The organism is Aurantimonas sp. Leaf443, assembly GCF_001425575.1.
Taxonomy (GTDB): Bacteria; Pseudomonadota; Alphaproteobacteria; order Rhizobiales; family Rhizobiaceae; genus Leaf443.
The window spans coordinates 547,576-566,319 of sequence record NZ_LMRD01000006.1 but is presented as its reverse complement, the minus strand read 5'-3'; the positions used below and the strand labels follow the sequence as shown (position 1 = coordinate 566,319).

General features: G+C 69.4%; 16 protein-coding genes. 12 read left to right on the top strand and 4 right to left on the bottom strand.

Features of this window, described 5'->3' with window-relative positions:
- The first annotated feature begins 76 nt into the window (after positions 1-76).
- From ASG48_RS07300 to ASG48_RS07275, 6 genes are read left to right on the top strand one after another with little or no spacing between them, the layout of a single operon-like run.
- Complete coding sequence (locus tag ASG48_RS07300; RefSeq protein ID WP_055847308.1) at positions 77-1,000, top strand: sugar ABC transporter permease; 924 nt, start codon at positions 77-79, stop codon at positions 998-1,000.
- 4 nt (positions 1,001-1,004) lie between these two features.
- Complete coding sequence (locus ASG48_RS07295; protein WP_055847305.1) at positions 1,005-1,832, top strand: carbohydrate ABC transporter permease; 828 nt, start codon at positions 1,005-1,007, stop codon at positions 1,830-1,832.
- A 4-nt stretch (positions 1,833-1,836) separates the two neighbouring features.
- Positions 1,837-2,121 carry a hypothetical protein gene (locus ASG48_RS07290; protein ID WP_055847303.1) on the top strand — a complete coding sequence of 95 codons (285 nt, stop codon included), beginning with the start codon at positions 1,837-1,839 and terminating at the stop codon, positions 2,119-2,121.
- Between the two features lie 5 nt (positions 2,122-2,126).
- Positions 2,127-3,218, top strand: coding sequence for an ABC transporter ATP-binding protein (locus ASG48_RS07285; RefSeq protein ID WP_055847300.1), 1,092 nt, complete (start codon positions 2,127-2,129; stop codon positions 3,216-3,218).
- A complete protein-coding gene (locus ASG48_RS07280) occupies positions 3,218-4,285 on the top strand; it encodes an ABC transporter ATP-binding protein (RefSeq protein ID WP_055847297.1) in 1,068 nt (355 codons plus the stop codon). Before ASG48_RS07285 ends, ASG48_RS07280 begins: the two co-directional genes overlap by 1 nt.
- An 11-nt stretch (positions 4,286-4,296) precedes the next feature.
- Complete coding sequence (locus tag ASG48_RS07275) at positions 4,297-5,247, top strand: sugar kinase (protein WP_055847294.1); 951 nt, start codon at positions 4,297-4,299, stop codon at positions 5,245-5,247.
- A 203-nt stretch (positions 5,248-5,450) separates the two neighbouring features.
- On the opposite strand, the gene ASG48_RS07270 is transcribed toward ASG48_RS07275, so the two are convergent.
- The 4 genes from ASG48_RS07270 to ASG48_RS07255 form a co-directional block, all read right to left on the bottom strand.
- Entirely contained in the window at positions 5,451-6,383 is a 933-nt protein-coding gene (locus ASG48_RS07270; protein ID WP_055847291.1) for a TIM barrel protein, read from the bottom strand.
- Positions 6,384-6,417: 34 nt separating this feature from the next.
- Positions 6,418-7,929 (bottom strand): glycerol-3-phosphate dehydrogenase, encoded by a 1,512-nt coding sequence (locus ASG48_RS07265; protein ID WP_055847290.1) that lies wholly within the window; start codon positions 7,927-7,929, stop codon positions 6,418-6,420.
- On the bottom strand, positions 7,922-9,565 hold the full coding sequence (locus ASG48_RS07260) for an FGGY-family carbohydrate kinase (protein WP_082529298.1): 1,644 nt from the start codon (positions 9,563-9,565) through the stop codon (positions 7,922-7,924). Before ASG48_RS07260 ends, ASG48_RS07265 begins: the two co-directional genes overlap by 8 nt.
- A gap of 111 nt (positions 9,566-9,676) precedes the next feature.
- Positions 9,677-10,642: a sugar-binding transcriptional regulator gene (locus ASG48_RS07255; protein ID WP_055847287.1), complete on the bottom strand. Its 966-nt coding sequence runs from the start codon at positions 10,640-10,642 to the stop codon at positions 9,677-9,679.
- Between the two features lie 435 nt (positions 10,643-11,077).
- On the opposite strand from ASG48_RS07255, the gene ASG48_RS07250 reads away from it, so the two are divergent.
- The 6 genes from ASG48_RS07250 (at position 11,078) to ASG48_RS07225 (ending at position 18,685) form a co-directional block, all read left to right on the top strand.
- Positions 11,078-11,698, top strand: coding sequence for a DUF2291 domain-containing protein (locus ASG48_RS07250; RefSeq protein WP_244486799.1), 621 nt, complete (start codon positions 11,078-11,080; stop codon positions 11,696-11,698).
- Positions 11,695-13,236: a sugar ABC transporter ATP-binding protein gene (locus tag ASG48_RS07245; protein ID WP_055847282.1), complete on the top strand. Its 1,542-nt coding sequence runs from the start codon at positions 11,695-11,697 to the stop codon at positions 13,234-13,236. The genes ASG48_RS07250 and ASG48_RS07245 overlap by 4 nt, the downstream gene beginning before the upstream one ends.
- A gap of 26 nt (positions 13,237-13,262) precedes the next feature.
- Positions 13,263-14,363 (top strand): ABC transporter permease, encoded by a 1,101-nt coding sequence (locus ASG48_RS07240; protein ID WP_055848006.1) that lies wholly within the window; start codon positions 13,263-13,265, stop codon positions 14,361-14,363.
- Between the two features lie 74 nt (positions 14,364-14,437).
- Positions 14,438-15,391, top strand: coding sequence for a D-ribose ABC transporter substrate-binding protein (locus ASG48_RS07235; protein WP_055847279.1), 954 nt, complete (start codon positions 14,438-14,440; stop codon positions 15,389-15,391).
- A gap of 64 nt (positions 15,392-15,455) precedes the next feature.
- Positions 15,456-16,979 carry an FGGY-family carbohydrate kinase gene (locus tag ASG48_RS07230; RefSeq protein ID WP_055847276.1) on the top strand — a complete coding sequence of 508 codons (1,524 nt, stop codon included), beginning with the start codon at positions 15,456-15,458 and terminating at the stop codon, positions 16,977-16,979.
- Positions 16,976-18,685 (top strand): glycerol-3-phosphate dehydrogenase/oxidase, encoded by a 1,710-nt coding sequence (locus tag ASG48_RS07225; protein ID WP_082529297.1) that lies wholly within the window; start codon positions 16,976-16,978, stop codon positions 18,683-18,685. Before ASG48_RS07230 ends, ASG48_RS07225 begins: the two co-directional genes overlap by 4 nt.
- Positions 18,686-18,744 lie beyond the last annotated feature (59 nt).

Genomic DNA, 18,744 nt, shown 5'->3' with positions numbered 1-18,744 from the left:
CCGCTCCGCGCCGGAACGCCCCATGCCGCCGAGGGGCGTCGACGCCCCGGCCCTGCGAACTTTTGGACATGCCCCGATGTCAGTTGCCCCGCCGCGCAGGCGCATGCGCCTCTTCGAGACGAGACGATCGCTGGTGCCGGCGCTTCTGGCGCCCGTCCTCGTCTTCTTCATCGTCTTCAACACGATCCCGACGCTCTGGCTGCTGGGCCTCTCCTTCTACAACTTCTCGCTGACGGGCGGCACGCCGCCGGACTTCGTCGGCCTGCGCAACTTCGTCCAGATCTTCAATTCCAAGAACGCCATCTGGTACGACCTGTCGCGCACCTTCACCTTCGTGCTCTTCGGCGTCGGCATCCAGACCGTGCTCGGCGCCGCGCTCGGCTTTCTCTTCTGGGGCTCGAAGGAAATGCCCGGGCGGCGCCTCGCGCTGACGCTCCTCTTCGCGCCGATGGTGCTGACGCCCGTCGCCACCGGCACCTTCTTCCGCTTCATCTACGACCCGACCTTCGGCGTTCTCAACGCCATGTCGCACGGCCTGTTCGACACCGGGCCGATCGACTTCCTCGGCAATCCGAACATCGCCTTCTGGGCGGTGCTGGCCGTGGACTGCTGGATGTGGACGCCCTTCATGACGCTGATGACGCTCGCGGCCCTCGGCTCCGTGCCGAAAGCCGAGCTGGAAGCGGCCGAGATCGACCGCGTGCCCTTCCACCGACGCCTCAGCCTCGTGATCTGGCACCACGGCAAGTTCATCCTGATGCTCGGCATCCTCCTGCGCACGATCGACAGTTTCAAGACGCTCGACCTCATCATCCCGATGACCAAGGGCGGGCCCGGCCAGCAGACGCGGCTCGTGGCGCTGGAGCTCAACAAGCAGGCCTTCGAGAGCTTCAACATGGGCTGGTCCTCGGCCTATTCGGTCCTCCTCCTCCTCATCTCGATCGCGATGACGAGCGTCTTCATCTTCGTCCTCAATCTCAGACGTCGACGGGAGGGCTGAGCCGATGCAGCGCCTGCGCAACGGTCTCTACTATGCCGGCCTCTGGGCCATCTCGCTCTTCTTCTTCGCGCCCATCGCCTGGATCGTGCTCGCCTCCTTCAAGACGCGCACCGACATCCTGGCGGTGCCGCCGAAGCTGGTGTTCCAGCCGACGCTCGAGAACTACGTCGCGCTGTTCGGCCGGGACTCGCTGTTCCTGCAGATCGGCAACTCGATCCTCCTGTCGCTCGGCGCCGTCGTCATCGCCGTCTTCGTGTCCTTCCTCGCCGCCTTCTGCTTCTCGCGCTTCCGGCCGAAGGGCACGGACTTCCTGATGTTCCTGCTCCTGTCGATCCGCATGCTGCCGGGCCCGGCCGTCATCCTGCCGGTCTTCCTGATGTATGTGGCCTTCGGCTGGAAGGACTCGCATCTCTGGCTGATGCTCTTCTACGCGATGTTCTCGATCCCCTTCTCGGTCTGGATCCTGAAGGGCTTCCTCGACGGCGTCTCCACGCGCTTCGACGAGACGGGCATCGTCAATGGCGGCTCCTGGTTCCACGTCATCTTCAAGGTCGTGCTGCCGCAGGTCCGCCCCGGCCTCATCGCCGCCTTCATCTTCAACCTGATCTTCGTGTGGAACGAGTTCCTGTTCAACTTCATCATCGGCGGCGTCACCACGCAGAACATTCCCTACGCGCTGGCGGTCGGAACCTATGCGGACGGCGGCGTGAACTGGACCTTCATCTCCGCGATGACCTCGATCTACATCATCCCTCCCATCGCGTTCATCTACTTCTTTCAGAAATACCTGCTCGTCGGCATGACCTTCGGCACGGTGCGCGGCGAGGTCTGATCCCATGAAGCATGCCCGCTCCTTTCCCGAACGGCTGGAGACGACGCTGATCCTCGGCCTCCTGGCGGGGATCCTCCTCATCGCGCAGCGCTACAATCTCACGCTCTACAAGCTCGGCCTGTCGATCCTCGTCGTCTCGACGCTGCTCCAGATCGCCGTCGGCAACCTGCGCAAGGACGCGTCCGTCGGCCGCAGCCTCGTCTTCATCGCGACCGTGCTCGCCATCGTGGCGGCCATCTTCGGCGCCGGCATCCTGCTCGTGCCCTATTTCTCGCAGCTCGGACGATAGGCGCCGTGTCCGTCGAATTTCGATCCCTCACCCGCTCCTACGGTGCCAAGCGCGCGCTCGACGGTCTCGATCTCGCGGTCGAGCCGCAGAGCTTCACCGTCCTGTGCGGCCCCCCGGCCTCCGGCAAGTCCGTGCTCTTCCGCATCCTCGTCGGGCTCGAGACGCCCGATGCCGGGCAGGTGCTCCTGTCGGGCCGCGACATCACCGGTGCCCCGCCCGCCGAGCGGCCCATCGGCTACGTGCCGCAGAGCTTCGCGCTCTACCCGCACCAGACGGTGGCGCAGAACATGGCCTATCCGCTGACGCTGGCGAAGGCGCCGAAGGACGAGATCGCCCGCCGCGTCGACCGAACCGCCGGCATCCTCGCCATCACCCATCTCCTGAAGAAGACGCCCGACCAGCTCTCGGGCGGCGAGAAGCAGCGCGTGGCGGTGGCCCGCGGCCTTCTGAAGAACGCCGAGATCTTCGTCCTCGACGATCCGCTCGTCGGCCTCGACTACAAGCTGCGCGAGCGCCTGATGGATGAATTGAAGGCCCTTCGCGAGGAGTTGAAGGCGACCTTCCTCTATGCGACCTCGGATTCGCTGGAAGCCCTCACCATGGCCCAGCGCCTCGTCGTCCTCGACAAGGGCCGCGTCGTCCAGCACGACGGCGCCATCGCCGTCTACGACGACCCGCGGCACATGCGCTCGCTGGATCTCGTCGGCTTCCCGCATGCCAATCTGGTGCCGGGCACGCTTTCGGGCGGCCGCCTGGACGCCGGCCCGCTGCGCGCGTCCGGCCTGTTCCAGGGTTTCGAGGGCGCCGTGATCGCGGGCCTGCGGCCGGAGGCGATCCGGCTGATGCCGCAGGCAGGCGCCCGGCCGGCCGACGCCGCGCTTCTCCAGATCGACGCCGAGGTGACGCTGGTCGAGAATCTCGGCGGCGAGGCCGTCGTCTATGTCGAGGCGGGTGGCCATCCGCTGACGGCGACGATGCCGCTCACCGGCGCGCCGCCGCCCGAACTCGGCACGCGGCTGCGCCTTGCCGTCGATCCCGCCGACATCATGCTGTTCGACGCCGGGAGCGGCGCGCGGCTCGGCGCAGGGAGGCTCTGATGGCCGAGATCACCATCGACCGCGTCACCAAGCGGTTCGGCGCCTTCACCGCCGTCGACGATATCGACATGCGCTTCGCCGACGGCGAGGTGGCCTGCCTTCTCGGGCCGTCCGGCTGCGGGAAGACGACGCTGATGCGCATGCTGGCGGGCCTCGAGCGCCCGACCACCGGCCGCGTCCTCTTCGGCGGCCGCGACGTGACGGCCCTGCCGCCGAGGAAGCGCAATGTCGGCATGGTCTTCCAGTATCCGGTCATGTACCCGACGCTCTCGGTCGCCGAGAACATCGCCCTGCCGATGGTGCATGACGGCTCCGTCTCGGCCGCCGAGCGCCAGCGCCGCGTGGACGAGGTGCTCGACGTCCTCGACATCCGCCCCCTCGCCAAGGCCTTCATCGAGGATCTCGACGCCGGCACGCGCCAGAAGGTGGCGGTCGGCCGGGCCGTGGCGCGCCAGTCCGAGATCGTGCTGTTCGACGAGCCGACGACCAATGTCGAGGTCAACGCCAAGCTGCAGCTCATCCGGGCCTTCAAGCTCGTGACCCAGCGGCTGCGCCAGACGATCGTCTACGTCACGCACGACCAGACCGAGGCGATGACGCTGGCCGACCGGATCGCGCTGATGAAGAGCGGGCGCATCCTGCAATATGACAGGCCGCAGGTGCTCTACAACGAGCCGACCTCCGAGTTCGGCGGCTGGTTCCTCGGCAATCCCGGCATGAACTTCGTCGCCGCCAGCGTCGAGGGCGGGCTCGTGCGTTCGCCGATCCTCGCCGACCCCCTGCCCGCGCCCGCCGGCCTGCCGCGGGGCGCCAAGATCACCATCGGCATCCGCCCCGAGCGCGTGCGCATGGTCGGCGCGCCGGAAGCCGGCAGCGTGCCGGCCGTCCTCGTCGACCAGGCCATCGGCATCGCCGGCCGCTATCTCACCAAGGCGCGCATCGGCGACACCGACATCAAGGTCAACACCGAGCGCCGCCCGCCGGCCGCGCTTGGCGGCACCGTGCATCTCACCGTCCCGCGCGAGCGCCTGATGCTTTTCGCCGACGGCAACCGCTTCATCGCCTGAAAGCCTGTCCCATGCGCTACGACGTCTCCGTCATCGGCCTCTACATCCTCGACATTCTTGGCCGCCCGGTGACCGCGATCCCCGAGCGCGGCAATGTCGACTTCATCGAGGAGATCAGGCTCACGGTCGCGGGCACGGCCGGCGGGGTCGTCGTCAACACCGCCAAGCTCGGGCTCAGAAGCCTCGCGGTCGGGGCGGTCGGCAACGACGAGAAGGCCGATTTCGTGCTCGGCGCGATGAAGGGCCTTGGCATCGACACGTCCGCCATGCAGCGCCTCGACGGCGTGCCGACCTCGGCGACGATCCTCAACATCCGCCCGAACGGCGAGCGGCCCGCGCTGCACCAGCGCGGCGCCTCCGACCATTTCGATCTGCCGGCAAGCTTCTACGACCAGGTGTTCGACGCGCCGATCGTGCATCTGGGCGGCACCGGGCTCCTCGCGCGCCTCGACGGCCCGCGCAGCGTGACGCTGCTGAAGGAGGCCAAGGCCCGGGGCTGCACCGTCACCTTCGACCTCATCGCCGCTTCCGCGCAGACCGCACCGCTCGTCCTGCCGCTCCTGCCTTATATCGATTACTTCATGCCCTCGATCGAGGAGGCGCAGGATATGTCGGGCTGCAGGGGCCCGCGCGATTGCGCCGCCTTCTATCTCGACCGGGGCGCCAGGACCTGCGTCTTCACGCTGGGCTCGGAGGGCGCCTACTATGCCGACGCCGCCGGTACGCGCCTCCACGTGCCCGCCTACGCGATCGACGTCGTCGACACGACCGGCTGCGGAGACGCCTTCGACGCCGGATTCATCACCGCCCTCCACCACGCCATGAATCCCGAGGACGCCGTCCGCTTCGCCCAAGGCGTCGCCGCCCTCGTCGCCGGCGGCCTCGGCTCGGACGCGGGCGTGCGCTCCTTCGCCCACGCGCGGGAGAGCGTCGCCGCCTGGCTCGAGGCGGCGAAGGGCTGAGCCGCGATCTCGACCTTCAAAGCGTGATTCTTCTCCCCCGCGGGGAGAAGGTGGCGGCAGCCGGATGAGAGGCGTGCAACGGTCCGGGACAACCAGCGGCGCCTGATCGCGGTGACCCGAACGTCGGAAGCCGAATTCCCCTCATCGCCCTGCCGGGCACTTCTCCCCGCAGGGGAGAAGAACCTCGTGCTGACCTGTCGCCGTCAGACCTTCAGATCGCCCGCGCCCGAGTCGATATGCGGTGCCCAGAAGGCGATGCTTTCGGCAATGGCGGGGATGACGTTGCGGTCGTCGGGCTCGCGTTCCTTGAAGGAGAGTTCGAGGCAGATCTCGTTGTCGAGCGCGCCGCCCTCGGCCAAGGCGGCCAGCAGCGGGGCGGGCTGCACGCGGCCGTTGGCGTTGTGCTCGGCGGTGAAGGGGCGGTGGCCGCCTTTGTCCATCTTCGACTGCTTGATGTGGATGATCGGCGAGACCTTCGGCACGGCGCGGGCCCAGGCATAGGGATCGACGTCGTCGGGATTGGGCGAGGTCACGTCGCCGTGGTCGATGTCGGCCATCATCCACATCGGGATCGCCATGTCGGCGGCCGTCAGCCGGTCCTGAAGCCGCATCGTCTCCTCGATCGTGTGGCCGAACTCGCGCCCGACCGACATCGGCTCCCAGAAGACGGAGGTGAGCCCCGCGCCCTTGGCGTGCTCGGCGACCTCCGCCCAGCAGTCGATGGCGATGTCGATGAGCTCCTCGCGCCGCGCGGCGTCGTCATAGTCGCGATAGGTGAAGATCGCGAACTGCGTGCCGACGCTGGTGCCGCCGAGATCGCCGGTGATGTCGGCGAAGGTCTTGAACCAGTCGACATAGTAGCGCCGCACCTCGGCGTCGGGATGGCCGAAATGGTTCAGCCGCCCGTAGGGTCCGGTCATGCCGCTCGTGACGCGCACGCCTGTGCGCTGCAGCGCCGCGCCCATCCGGCGCGTGAGGCGGCGGATCGCCGGAGCCGGCCAGGACGGGTTGATGAACTCGTGCGTCAGCTGCAGGTCGCGGATGCGAAGGTCGCGCGCGACGGTCTCCACGAGATCGTCGACATCGGCGAAGCGGTTCACCAGCGGGTTGGTGTTGAGCGAGAGGGTCAGCGGCATCGGGTCGTCCTCGGCGGTCGAAGGGGCGGTGCGGTCAGATCGCGGCGGCGAGGTTGGCGTCGAACCAGCGGGTGAAGTCGGCCCGCTCGGCGGCGCTCATGTGCAGGCCCTTCTTGGTGCGGCGGCGCATCACGTCCTCGGCGGTCCTCGCCCATTCGTTCGCGGCCAGATAGCGCACCTCGGCCTCGTAGAGATGGCCGCCGAAATGCCGGCCGAGCCCTTCGATCGAGGTCGCACCGCCGACGATCTGGCGCGTGATCGTGCCGTAGAGACGCCCGAACTGATGGATCAGGGGGCGCGGCATCCAGGGATAGGCGGTGCGCAGCTCCTCGGCGAAGCCGACGAAGTCCGCATTGGCGATATCGCCGCCCGGCAGCGTCGCGCTCGCCGTCCAGCTGCCCTTCAGGCCGGGATAGAAGGTCGCGATCTTCTCGATCGCGTGCTCGGAGAGTTCGCGGAAGGTGGTGATCTTGCCGCCATAGATGTTCAGCATCGGCGCGCCATCGCCCTCGTCGAGATCGAAGCTGTAGTCGCGCGTGACGGCGGAGGGGTTGCCCTTGCCGTCGTCGAAGAGCGGGCGCACGCCCGAGAAGGTCTCCAGCACGTCCTCGCGCCGCAGCTTCTCCTTGAAGTAGCGGTTCACCGCCTTCAGGAGATAGTCGATCTCCGCCTCGTCCGCGCTCACCTCCTCGGGGCGCCCCTCGTAGGCGATGTCGGTCGTGCCGATCAGCGCCTTGTCGCCCTCGTAGGGATTGATGAAGATCACCCGCTTGTCGTGGTTCTGCACTAGATAGGCCTGATTGCCCTCCCAGAACTTCGGCACGATGATGTGGCTGCCCTTCACGAGGCGCACGTTGCGCCGGCTGTTGCGCCCGGCGACGCGGCCCACGATGTCGTTGACCCAGGGGCCGGCGGCGTTGACGATGCCCTTGGCCGTCACGCTGCGCGTCTCGCCGGTCGCCTCGTCCCGGAGCTCCACCATCCAGGCGCCGTTCTCGCGCCGGGCGCTGGTGCAGGCGGTGCGCGTCAGCACCTCGGCGCCGCGGCGGGCGGCGTCGACGGCGTTGAGGACCACGAGCCGCGCGTCGTCGACCCAGCAGTCGGAATATTCGAAACCCTTCGTGTATTTGTCGAGGATCGGCGCCCCTTCGGGATCGCGCCGCAGATCGAGGCTGCGCGTGCCCGGCAGCCGTTTGCGTCCGCCCAGGTGATCGTAAAGGAAGAGCCCGAGCCGCACGAGCCAGGCCGGCCTGTCGTCGGGGCTGTGCGGCAGCACGAAGCGCATCGGCCAGATGATGTGGCTCGCCGCGTTCAAGAGCACCTCGCGCTCGATCAGCGCCTCGCGCACGAGCCGGAACTCGTAATATTCGAGATAGCGCAAGCCCCCGTGCACCAGCTTGCCCGAGCGCGACGAGGTGCCTTCGGCGAGATCGCCCTTCTCGCACAGGATCACCGACAGGCCCCGCCCCGCCGCGTCTCGCGCGATGCCGGCACCGTTGATGCCGCCGCCGATGACGACGAGATCGACCACGTTGCATTCAGTCATGCGTCTCACTCCGGAAGGGTTCGCGCGCCGCCAACGCAAGATCGGCCGGCTCTGGGCCGGCGCCGGGATCGGCCCGCACGGCCGCAAGGCGCCGGACGGCCATCAGATCCCAGGTCGGCTCCAGCGCGCGGCGCGCCGCCATATAGGCGGGGTAGAGGCTCTCGTAGGTTTCGGTCAGGCGCGCGTCCGGCGCCTCGGGATCGCCGAGGAGCGGCGTCACCCATTCGCCGATGCAGTCTTCCATCGAAGGATAAACGCCGATCGCCACGGCGGCCATCATCGCCGCGCCCGCCGCGCCCGCCTCCTCGCGCTGCGAGACGCGCACCGGCGCGCCGGTCGCCGCCGACAGGACGCCGCGCAGGGCGCGCGAGCGCGCCGCTCCGCCCGTCAGCCGCAGTTCGGCGGGCATGGGCCCCATCGCGGCGTAGCAGTCGCGCGTCGCCATGCCGAGCCCTTCCACGACGGCGCGCAGGAGGTCCGGAAAGCGATGGCCGCTCGACAGGCCGACGAACCCGGCGCGCGCGTCGGAATTGACGAAGGGACCGCGCTCGCCGGCCGAAATGTACGGGTGATAGAGGAGCGCGCCCGGTTCGCTGCGGGCAAGCCATCCCTCGATGCGCGCCACGAGGTCGGCCTTGCCGACCGCCTGCCCGAACTCGGCCAGGAGATCGCCGGCAAGGCCGAGCGCCCAGTCGATGTTCAGCGTCGCCGCCATGTTGGTCTGGACCTGCGTGACGAGGCCGGGCACCGGCAGCGCGATGACGTAGCCGGTGCCTTCGGCGTTCAGCGCCACGTCCCCGGCGCGCACGGCGCGCATGTGCACGCCCGTCGAGCCGACGGTCGAGCAGGCGACGCCCGCCTCGCCGGTATGGACGCCGGCGCCGAGCGCGGTCATCACCATGTCGACATAGCCGAGGCTGACCGGCGTGCCCGCGAGGAGCCCGGTCTCGGCCGCCGCCCGCGCCGACAGCGGATGGGTGACTTCGGTCCCGTCGACGATCGGGGGCAGCAGCGAGCGCCGGTCCGAGAGGCCGAGCGCCTCGATCACCGTGTCGTCATAGGCGCGGGTGCGAAAGTCGCCGAAGGTGAAGCTCGCCTCGGACGGGTCGGTCGCGCGCAGGCCGGTGAGCTTCAGGTAGAGCCAGTCCTTGCAGTGCAGCGCGGTCTCCGCGCGGTCCAGAAGCTCCGGCATGACGGCCGCCATATGGGCCAGCTGGGCACCCTGCTGGCACGTGTTCAGCCCCGTGCCCGTGGCCTCGAAGCGCGCGCGGTCGAGCGGGGAGGCGCGCAGGCGCTTCACCGTCGGCGCCGAGCGCGCGTCGAGCCAGAGCCAGGCGTCCGTCACCGGGGCGTCGCCCGGTCCGACCAGCCAGGTGCCGTCGCCCTGCCCCGTCACGGCGAGCGCCGCCGTGCGGGCCGCGAGGCCATCGACGCGGTTCCCGAGATCGCGCAGCGCCGCCGCGCAGTCCTGCCAAGTGCGCTTCAGCGACTGGCAGGCCGAGCCGTCCGGCCCCTCCGTGAACCGGTTGAGAACCGAGGCCGAGGCGATCTGGCGGCCGGCGAGATCGAAGGCGACCGCCTTGACGACCGAGGTCCCGGCATCGATGCCGATGATGAGGTCGCGGCGCTCAGCCATGCGCCCGCCCCTCGCAGGGCGCAGACAGGCCGTGGCCTGCCGGCCGGGATCGCGCGGTCCTGGATTGGCCTGTCGTCATCGGTCCTCCCACGGCCTCCACCCTTGCCTTGGTCAGGGCGTCTCGCCGCCCATGATCGCGTTCGCCGTCCGCTCGTCGGTGATGAGCCCGGTCAGGAAGCCGCTGCGCAGCACCGAGCGGATGCCCTCCACCTTGCTGCGCCCGCCCGCCAGCGCGACGATCCGCTTGCCCTTGAGCTGGTCGAGGCCCGGCGAGACGGTGCGGGCCGTCAGCGAGGTCTCGACCGGTTGCCCGGCCGCGTCGAAGAAATGGCCGAGCATCTCGCCGACGCCCCCGCCCTGCCGCACTTCCTCGATCTCCTCGCCGTAGATCATGCGCGAGGCGACGAGCTGGGCGTCGAGCTGCGCCGTGCCGATGCCCACCACCATCAGGTCGGCGCGCGTGGCGAGGTCGAACACCTCGCCGACGCCGCGCTGGGCGAGCAGCACGGCCTTGTCGCCCACCGTGTTGGCGAAGAAGGGCAGCGGCATCACGAAGGCGGAGGCCTGCGTGCGCTCGGCGAGCCTGTGCATGACGTCGTGCGGGTTGGCCATGTAGTTGCGGGTGAGACCGCCCAGTAGCGAGACGAAACGCACCGCGCCGGCCTCGATGCGCGGCATGGCCGCGATGGCGGCGGCCAGCGTGCGCCCGTGGCCGAAGCCGATGATGCCGCCCTTCGCGCTCTCGATCTCCCGGCACAGGAAGGCCGCGCCCGAACCGCCGAGCGCGCGCAGCGGCAGCCCGTCCTCGTGGAGATCGGGCACGACCTCGCAATAGGAGAGGCCGAAGCGGTCGGCGATGACGCTCTCGAGCGCGACGCATTCGGCGACGTCGCCGACGATCGACACCTTCACCGCGCCGTTCTGGTAGGCCGAGGCGATCAGGCGATGGGCCTTGACGCTGGAGACACCGAGCCGCTCGGCCACCTCCACCTGCGTCATCCCCGCGGCGTAGTGCAGCCATGCGGCGCGGATGGCGAGACTGTCGTCCGTCTCCCGCCTCGATCCGCCCTTCGCCATCCCCTCGCCGCCCTCTTCGCTCTTCGCAGTGCAATATCTTTCACTCAAAGAAAAATATTGCATTTTGCCCGATTCTGTCAACAAGATCGCCTTACTGAGACGCAGACGCGGGCCTCGAAGGGCCCCGGCGCGTCGACGGAAATCGCCGGCTCGCAAGGGCCGCGACGAGACGGGACGCGATGCCCCCGCCGGGGATGGACGGGCGGGCATCGCTTGAGGTGGCTGGCGACGGAAGGTGACTTTCCGGCGCCCGGCTCTTCGGGAGGTTGGGATGATCGATCACACCGCAGGCGCGCCGCCCCGGCGGTCCGGCAGGAGCCCGAACGGCGCCGGCGGCGCCGCGCTCGCAGCGGCTCCGCGCGCCCTTTCCCCATCACGCACGCGACGGGTCGGTTCGGCATGAGCACGAGAGCGCAACGCAAAGGCGCGACGCGCATGGCGCCGGCCCTGAAGGCGGGCCTCGGCGGCGCGGTTTTCCTCGCCCTTCTCGCCGCCATGGCGCTGGACACGACGGTCGTGCGGATCGGGTCGGAACAGGACGTGCAGGCCGCCGGCTTCAATCCGGAAACCTACGGCACGCAGACCTTTCCGACGGTCCGGGCCAAGGTCGAGGAGCGCGCCGTCGAGGCGCCGACGCTCGCCGCCGCCATCGCCGCCGACAAGGCGGCGGCCGCCAAGCAATACGGCGTCGATGCCGGCACGGGGCCGGTCTTCCCGGTCAAGTTCGTCGGCACGGTCGGCGAGGGCAAGTCGGGCGTCTACAAGGTCGCCGTCGAGGGGCTGCCGCCCGAACTCACCGTGCGTGTCCAGACCGGGCCCGCCGTCAACGGCACGGACCTCCGCGACGCCACGGGCGAGATCCAGTTCGGGCAGTTCGTCAACCAGATCGAGTACCAGAATGCCGGCGCTGCGCTGAACAACGCCATGAAGAAGGACGTGCTCGCGGCCATCGACCCGTCGGCCCTGCCGGGCAAGACGATCGCGGTGACCGGCGTCTTCAAGCTGGTCAATCCGAAGAGCTGGCTCGTCACGCCGGTGCGGATGAGCGTGCAATGAGCGTGGCGCCCGTCCCCGTCGCCGGCCTCGGCGAGGTCGTGCTCTCGGCGCGCAACGTCGCCAAGTCCTTCGGCAACATCCACGCCCTGAAGGGCGTGAACTTCGACGTGCATCGCGGCCAGGTGACGACGCTGTTCGGCGAGAACGGCGCCGGCAAGTCCACGCTCATGCGCATCCTGTCCGGCGTCATGCGCCCGACCTCCGGCGAGATCGTGCTCGACGGCGCGCCGACGGTCTTCGACTCCGCCTCGGCCGCGCGCGAGCGCGGCATCTCCATCATCCATCAGGAACTCAGCCTCGCGCCGAATCTCTCGGTGCGCGACAACATCTTCATGGGCCGCGAGCTGCGCACCGCCACCGGCGTCGACTTCGCCGAGGAGGAGCGCCAGACGCGCCGGCTGATGGAGGAGCTGGAGGAGGACATCGATCCGCTGACCCCCGTCGAGGACCTGCGCCTCGGCCAGCAGCAGATCGTGGAGATCGCCCGCGCCCTCTCGGTGAACTCTCGCATCCTCATCATGGACGAGCCGACCTCGGCGCTCTCGGCCTCGGAGGTCGAGGTGCTCTTCACCGTCATCCGCGACCTGAAGAGCCGGGGCGTCTCGATCGTCTACATCTCCCACCACCTGGAAGAAGCGCTGCAGATCACCGACCACGCCGTGGTGCTGCGCGACGGCACGATGACCGCCTATGCGCCGCGCGCCGAGATCGATCTCGAATGGATCGTGCGCAACATGGTCGGCGAGAATTTCGACCTCGGCTCGCCGCCGACGGGCCATGCGATGGGCGAGGTCGCTTTGTCCATCGAGGATGTCAGCGTGCCCGACACGGGCCATACCGACCGTTCGGTGGTGGACCGGCTCTCCCTGGAGGTCCGTACCGGCGAGATCGTATGCATCTACGGGCTGATGGGCGCGGGACGCACCGAGCTCCTCGAATGCGTCGCCGGCCGCGTGCAGGCGAGCGGCGGGCGCGTGCGCCTGATGGGCCGCGACATCTCGCGTCTCACCATCGCCGAGCGCATCGCGGCGGGCCTCGTCCTCGTGCCCGAGGATCGCCAGCGCGACGGGCTGGTGCAGACCATGTCGGTCGGCGAGAACCTGTCGCTCGCCTCCATCGGCGCCTTCACGCGCGGCCTCTTCACCTCGCGCCGCCGCGAGAAGGGGCTCGTCGCCGAAGCCATCCGCGACGTGCAAATCAAGACGAGCGGCGGCGATGCGGCCATCGGCTCGCTCTCGGGCGGCAACCAGCAGAAGGTCGTGATCGGCAAGATGCTGGCGACGGAACCGGCCGTCGTCCTTCTCGACGAGCCGAGCCGGGGCATCGACATCGGCGCCAAGGCCGAGGTGTTCAAGCTCCTCGCCGAGGGCGCCGAGCGCGGGCTGGCGGTCGTCTATTCCACCTCCGAAGTCGGCGAGTGCCTGTCGATCGCCCATCGCATCGTCGTCATGCATCGCGGGCGGATCTCGGCCGTCTTCGGCTCGAACGCCAGCAAGGAAGAGATCATGGCGGCCTCCGGTGAGGCGGTGGTCGCATGAAGACGAGGAAGATCGCGGAGACGCCCATGACCCACGAAAGCCCCGCCCGCAGGCCGGCCGCCGCCCCGGCGCGCGCCTCCGGCCTCGACCTCGGCCGCCTGCTTCTGGAAGGCCGCGCCTTCTTCGCGCTGATCGCGATCATCGTGATCTTCTCGATCCTGTCGCCCTTCTACCTCTCCACGAACAACTTCCTCATCATGTCGTCGCACGTGGCGATCTTCGGTCTTCTGGCGATCGGCATGCTGCTCGTCATCCTCACCGGCGGCATCGACCTCTCGGTCGGCTCCACGCTGGGGCTGGCCGGCGTCGTGGCGGGCTTCCTCATGCAGGGCGTCACGCTCGAATGGGCGGGCGTCGTCCTCTACCCGCCGGTCTGGGCCGTGGTCGTGCTCACCTGCGCGATGGGGGCACTCGTCGGCCTCGTCAACGGCACGCTGATCGCCTTCTTCAAGGTGCCGGCCTTCGTGGCGACGCTCGGGCTTCTCTACGTCGCGCGCGGCGTCGCGCTCCTGATGACGGACGGGCTCACCTACAACAATCTCGGCGGCAGGGCCGAACTCGGCAATACCGGCTTCAACTGGCTCGGCTTCAACCGCCTGTTCGGCATCCCGATCGGCGTTCTGGTCCTTGTCGCCGTCGCCCTCGTCTGCTCGCTCCTCCTCAACCGCACCGCCTTCGGCCGCTGGGTCTATTCGACGGGCGGCAACGCCCGCGCGGCGGAGCTTTCGGGCGTGCCGGTGAAACGCGTGCAGATCACGGTCTACGTCCTCTCCGGCATCTGCGCGGCCATCGCGGGCCTCGTCCTCTCCTCGCAGCTGACCTCGGCGGGCCCGACGGCCGGCACGACCTACGAACTGACGGCCATCGCGGCCGTCGTCATCGGCGGCGCGGCGCTCACCGGCGGACGCGGCAACGTGCGCGGCACCATGCTCGGCGCCTTCGTCATCGGCTTCCTGTCGGACGGGCTCGTGATCGTCGGCGTCTCCTCCTACTGGCAGACCGTCTTCACCGGCGCGGTCATCGTGCTGGCCGTCCTCCTCAACTCCGTCCAATACGCACGGCGCCCCAAGCGCGCGGCGCCGACGGACACGCCATCCACCCCTTCGCAGTCCCCGGCCAGGGCCTGATCCCGGCCGCGGACCGCAAGCATCGCCGGGAGGCCGGCATATCAACCGGAAATCATGGGAGAGAGAGACTGATCATGTTCAACAAGGGCAAGAGCCTCCTGATGGCAGCCGCCTGCGCGGCGACGATGGCCGTCTTCGCCGCCCCCGCCTTCGCGGCCGGGCAGATCTCGATCATCGTCAACGACCCGTCCAACCCCTACTGGCTGACCGAAGGTCAGGTGGCCAAGGCGGAAGCCGAGAAGCTCGGCTACACGGCGAATGTCGCGGCCCACAAGGGCGACACGAACACCGAGAGCAACCTGATCGACACCGCGATCACCAACCAGTCGGTCGCCATCATCCTCGATCCGGCCAATGCCGACGGCTCGGTGGGCGCGGTGCAGAAGGCGGTCAGCGCCGGCATCCCCGTCTTCCTCGTCAATGCCGAGATCAACAAGGAAGGGCTCGCCAAGGCGCAGCTCGTCTCGAACAACGCGCAGGGCGCGGCGCTCGGAGCCCAGCAGTGGGTCGAGAGCATCGGCGACAAGGGCAAGTATGTCGAACTCTTCGGCGCCCCCTCCGACAACAACGCGCAGACCCGCTCCAACGGCTACGAGACGGTGCTGACGCAGTATCCCGATCTCGAGAAGGTCGGCCAGGAAGTCGCCAACTGGGACCGCACCCAGGGCTACAACAAGATGCAGAGCCTCCTGCAGGCCAATCCCGACATCAACGGCGTCATCAGCGGCAATGACGAGATGGCGCTCGGCGCCATCGCGGCGCTGAAGGAAGCGGGCAAGCTGAGCGCGGTAAAGGTCGGCGGCTTCGACGGCTCGCCCGACGCGGTGGCGGCGGTCAAGGCCGGCGAGATGCAGTACACGGTGCTTCAGCCCGTCGCGATCTTCTCGGCCGAGGCGGTCAAGCAGGCCGACAGCTTCATCAAGACCGGCAAGACCGGCGTCGACACCGAGAAGCAGCTCTTCGACTGCCTGCTGATCACCAAGGACAACGTCGACAAGTATTCGGCGCCCTTCGTCCTCAGCGAGTAAGCCTTCAGCGGGGCGCCCTCGGGCGCCCCGCCGCTCCCACGGAACGCCTGCGAACGGACATGCGATGCCCAGCCTCCTCGGGATCGACAACGGCCTGACCGTCACCAAGGCGGCGCTCTTCGACATCGACGGCACGGAGCTCGCCGTCGCCCGCCGCCGCGTGCCCCAGTCGATCCCCCGCCCGCGCCATGTCGAGCGCGACATGGACGGGCTCTGGCGCGCCACCGCGCAGGCCATCGCGCAAGCCCTCGCCCTCTCCGGCCGCCCGGCCTCCGACATCCTCGGCGTCGCCGCCACCGCCCATGGCGACGGGCTCTATCTCCTGGATGGCGACCGCCGGCCGCTCGGGCCCGGCATTCTCTCCCTCGACAGCCGCGCCGGCCCGATCGTCGAAGCCTTCGATACATCCGGGGTCTCGCAGGCCGCCCTTTCCCTCACGGGGCAGGTGCCGCATGCCTCGGCGCCCTCCGCCCTCCTCGCTTGGATCGCCGCGAACGAGCCCGAACGCTTCTCGCGCATCGCCCATGTCCTGGCCTGCAAGGACTGGCTGCGCTTCTGCCTCACCGGCACGCTCGGCACCGACCGCACCGAGGCCAGCACCTCCTTCACCGACGTTGCGACGCAAGGCTACAGCCGCGACGCGCTCGACCTCTACGGGCTCGGCACGCTTTTCGGCGCCCTCGCGCCCATCGCCCATTCCGCCGAGATCGTCGGCGCCGTCACACCGCAGGCCGCCGCCGCGACCGGGCTTCAGGCCGGCACACCGGTCGCCGCCGGCCTCCACGACGTCACCGCCTCCGCGCTCGGCATCGGCGGCCACCGCGAGGGCGTGGCGGCGATCGTCGCCGGCACCTATTCGATCAACGAGACCGTCTCGGCCAAGCCCCGCACCGACGCACGCTGGTTCTGCCGCAACGCCGTCGCGCCCGGCCGCTGGAACGCCATGGCGATCTCGCCGGCCTCCACCGCCAATTACGACTGGTTCCTCGACACGCTCTGCGCCGGCGAACAGGCGGCGGCGCTCGCTGCGGGGCGCTCGATCCACGACCTGCTCGGCCGGGAGATCGACGCCGCCCTCGCCCGGCCCTCCACGCTCCTGTTCCATCCCTATCTCTTCGGCTCGCCGCACGGGCCTGCGGCCAGCGCGAGCTTTCTCGGCCTGCACGGCTGGCACGATCGCGGCGACATGCTGCGGGCCGTCCTCGAAGGCATCGCCTTCAATCACCGCGTCCATGTCGATGCGCTGGCCGACGGGTTCGCCTTCGACGAGATCCGCCTCACGGGCGGCGGCTCGCGCAACCCGGCCTTCGCGCAGATGTTCGCCGACGTGCTCGGCCGACCGGTCGGGGTCGCCGCCGTCGACGAAGCCGCCGCCTGGGGCGCGGCGCGCTGCGCGGCCGTCGGCGTCGGCGCGCAGGGCTCGCTCGACGATGGGGACGAGCGTCCCGTCGCCACCTACCGGCCCGATGCCGCCCGCAGCCAGGCCTATGACCGGCGCTTCGCGCTCCATTCGCGCATCGCGCAGGTGCTGACGGCGCACTGGCCCGAGATCGAGGCCCTCGCGGGCGAGGAGATCCTATCGCGATGACGAGCGACCCGGCGTTTTCGACGAACGGCACCAGGGAACCGGGCGCTTGCGACGGCGCTGCGATCGACGTCCTCGTCGTCGGGGCCGGCGTCAACGGCGCGGGCCTCTTCCGCGATCTCTGCGCGCAGGGACTCACCTGCCTTCTCGTGGACAAGGCCGATTTCAGCGCCGGCACGAGCGCCGCGCCCTCGCGGCTCATCCATGGCGGTCTGAAATATCTGGAGACCGGCGAGTTCGGCCTCGTCGCGCAGTCGACGCTGGAGCGGAACCTCCTCCTGCGCAACGCGCCCCATTGCGTGAAGCCGCTGCAGACGGTGATCCCGATCTTCTCCTGGACGCGCGGCCTCTGGCCGGCCCTGCGCACGCTTCTGGGCTCGACCACGGCGCCTCGGTCGCGCGGCGCGGTGCTCGTCAAGATCGGCCTTGCGCTCTACGATTTCTACGGCGCGCGCAGCCGCGTCATGCCGCGCCACGCCCTGATCGGCAAGGCGCGGGCCCTGCGCGAACTGCCGGGCCTGACGCCGCAGATCGTGGCGGCGGGCACCTATTACGACGCGCTCGTCACCGCGCCCGAACGCCTGGTGATGGAGCTCGTCCGCGACGGGCTCGCCGACAGCCCGCTTTCCTCCGCCTGCAACTGGACGGACCTCGTCGCCTGCCAGGACGGCACGGTGACCTTCGAGCGCGAGAGCGGCGAGCGCTTCGCCGTGCGTCCGGCCATCGTCGTCAATGCCGCCGGCCCCTGGATCGACCGCGTCAACGCCCTTCTCGGGAAGCCCTCGCATCTCATCGGCGGCACCAAGGGCTCGCATATCCTCCTCGACCATGAGGAGCTGCGGCGGCGCCTTGCCGGGCGCATGATCTATTTCGAGGCCGACGACGGGCGCATCTGCCTCGTCTACGACTATCTCGGCCGCATCATGGTCGGCTCGACGGACATTCCCGCCGACGATCCCGACACGGTGCGCTGCGAGGCGGAGGAGATCGACTATTTCCTCGCCTGCCTCGGACGCCTCCTGCCGGGCCTCGCCTTCGAGCGCTCGCAGATCGTCTATGCCTATAGCGGCATCCGGCCGCTGCCGGCCTCGAACGCCACCGCGCCCGGCCTCATCAGCCGCGACCATTCGGCGCCCATCGCCGAACCCGACGCAGGCCGCCCCTTTCCGGTCCTCTCGCTCGTCGGCGGCAAATGGACGACCTTTCGCGGCTTCGCCGAAGAGGTCGCCGACACGATCCTCGCCCGCCTTCACCGGCCGCGGACACGCTCGACGCGCGAGCTCCCCATCGGCGGCGGACGGGCCTTTCCCCTCGACGCGGCGCAGCGCGCGGCCTGGATCGGGCAAGTCTCGCGGCGCACGGGTCTGGACGACGAGCGCGTCGCCACGCTTCTCGACCGCTATGGAACGACCGCCGAGGCGGTCGCGGCCCATCGCGGCGCCTGGACCGACGCCGAGCGGCTGCCGGACGCACCCGAGCACAGCTGCGCCGAGATCGACTGGATCGCGCGAAACGAGATGGTGCTGCATCTGGAAGACGTCGTGATGCGCCGCACGACGCTCGCCGTCACCGGCACGCTGAGCGCCCGCACGATCGAGGCGATCGCCGCCGTCCTGGCCGCCGCCCTCGGCTGGTCGCCGGACCGCACGACGCGCGAGGTCGCGACCGTCACCCAGCGCCTCGTGCAGCGCCACGGAATGCGCCTGTAGAGGCGCAGGCGAGCGCCAGAGGCCTCTCCCGCGGACGGGAAAGGCCGTTCGTGACGGAT

Coding starts and splice junctions, on each gene's coding strand:
- ASG48_RS07300 (WP_055847308.1), top strand. CDS start 77: ATGTCAGTTGCCCCGCCGCGCAGGCGCATGCGCCTCTTCGAGACGAGA.
- ASG48_RS07295 (WP_055847305.1), top strand. CDS start 1,005: ATGCAGCGCCTGCGCAACGGTCTCTACTATGCCGGCCTCTGGGCCATC.
- ASG48_RS07290 (WP_055847303.1), top strand. CDS start 1,837: ATGAAGCATGCCCGCTCCTTTCCCGAACGGCTGGAGACGACGCTGATC.
- ASG48_RS07280 (WP_055847297.1), top strand. CDS start 3,218: ATGGCCGAGATCACCATCGACCGCGTCACCAAGCGGTTCGGCGCCTTC.
- ASG48_RS07275 (WP_055847294.1), top strand. CDS start 4,297: ATGCGCTACGACGTCTCCGTCATCGGCCTCTACATCCTCGACATTCTT.
- ASG48_RS07270 (WP_055847291.1), bottom strand. CDS start 6,383: ATGCCGCTGACCCTCTCGCTCAACACCAACCCGCTGGTGAACCGCTTC.
- ASG48_RS07265 (WP_055847290.1), bottom strand. CDS start 7,929: ATGACTGAATGCAACGTGGTCGATCTCGTCGTCATCGGCGGCGGCATC.
- ASG48_RS07260 (WP_082529298.1), bottom strand. CDS start 9,565: ATGGCTGAGCGCCGCGACCTCATCATCGGCATCGATGCCGGGACCTCG.
- ASG48_RS07255 (WP_055847287.1), bottom strand. CDS start 10,642: ATGGCGAAGGGCGGATCGAGGCGGGAGACGGACGACAGTCTCGCCATC.
- ASG48_RS07250 (WP_244486799.1), top strand. CDS start 11,078: ATGGCGCCGGCCCTGAAGGCGGGCCTCGGCGGCGCGGTTTTCCTCGCC.
- ASG48_RS07245 (WP_055847282.1), top strand. CDS start 11,695: ATGAGCGTGGCGCCCGTCCCCGTCGCCGGCCTCGGCGAGGTCGTGCTC.
- ASG48_RS07240 (WP_055848006.1), top strand. CDS start 13,263: ATGACCCACGAAAGCCCCGCCCGCAGGCCGGCCGCCGCCCCGGCGCGC.
- ASG48_RS07235 (WP_055847279.1), top strand. CDS start 14,438: ATGTTCAACAAGGGCAAGAGCCTCCTGATGGCAGCCGCCTGCGCGGCG.
- ASG48_RS07230 (WP_055847276.1), top strand. CDS start 15,456: ATGCCCAGCCTCCTCGGGATCGACAACGGCCTGACCGTCACCAAGGCG.
- ASG48_RS07225 (WP_082529297.1), top strand. CDS start 16,976: ATGACGAGCGACCCGGCGTTTTCGACGAACGGCACCAGGGAACCGGGC.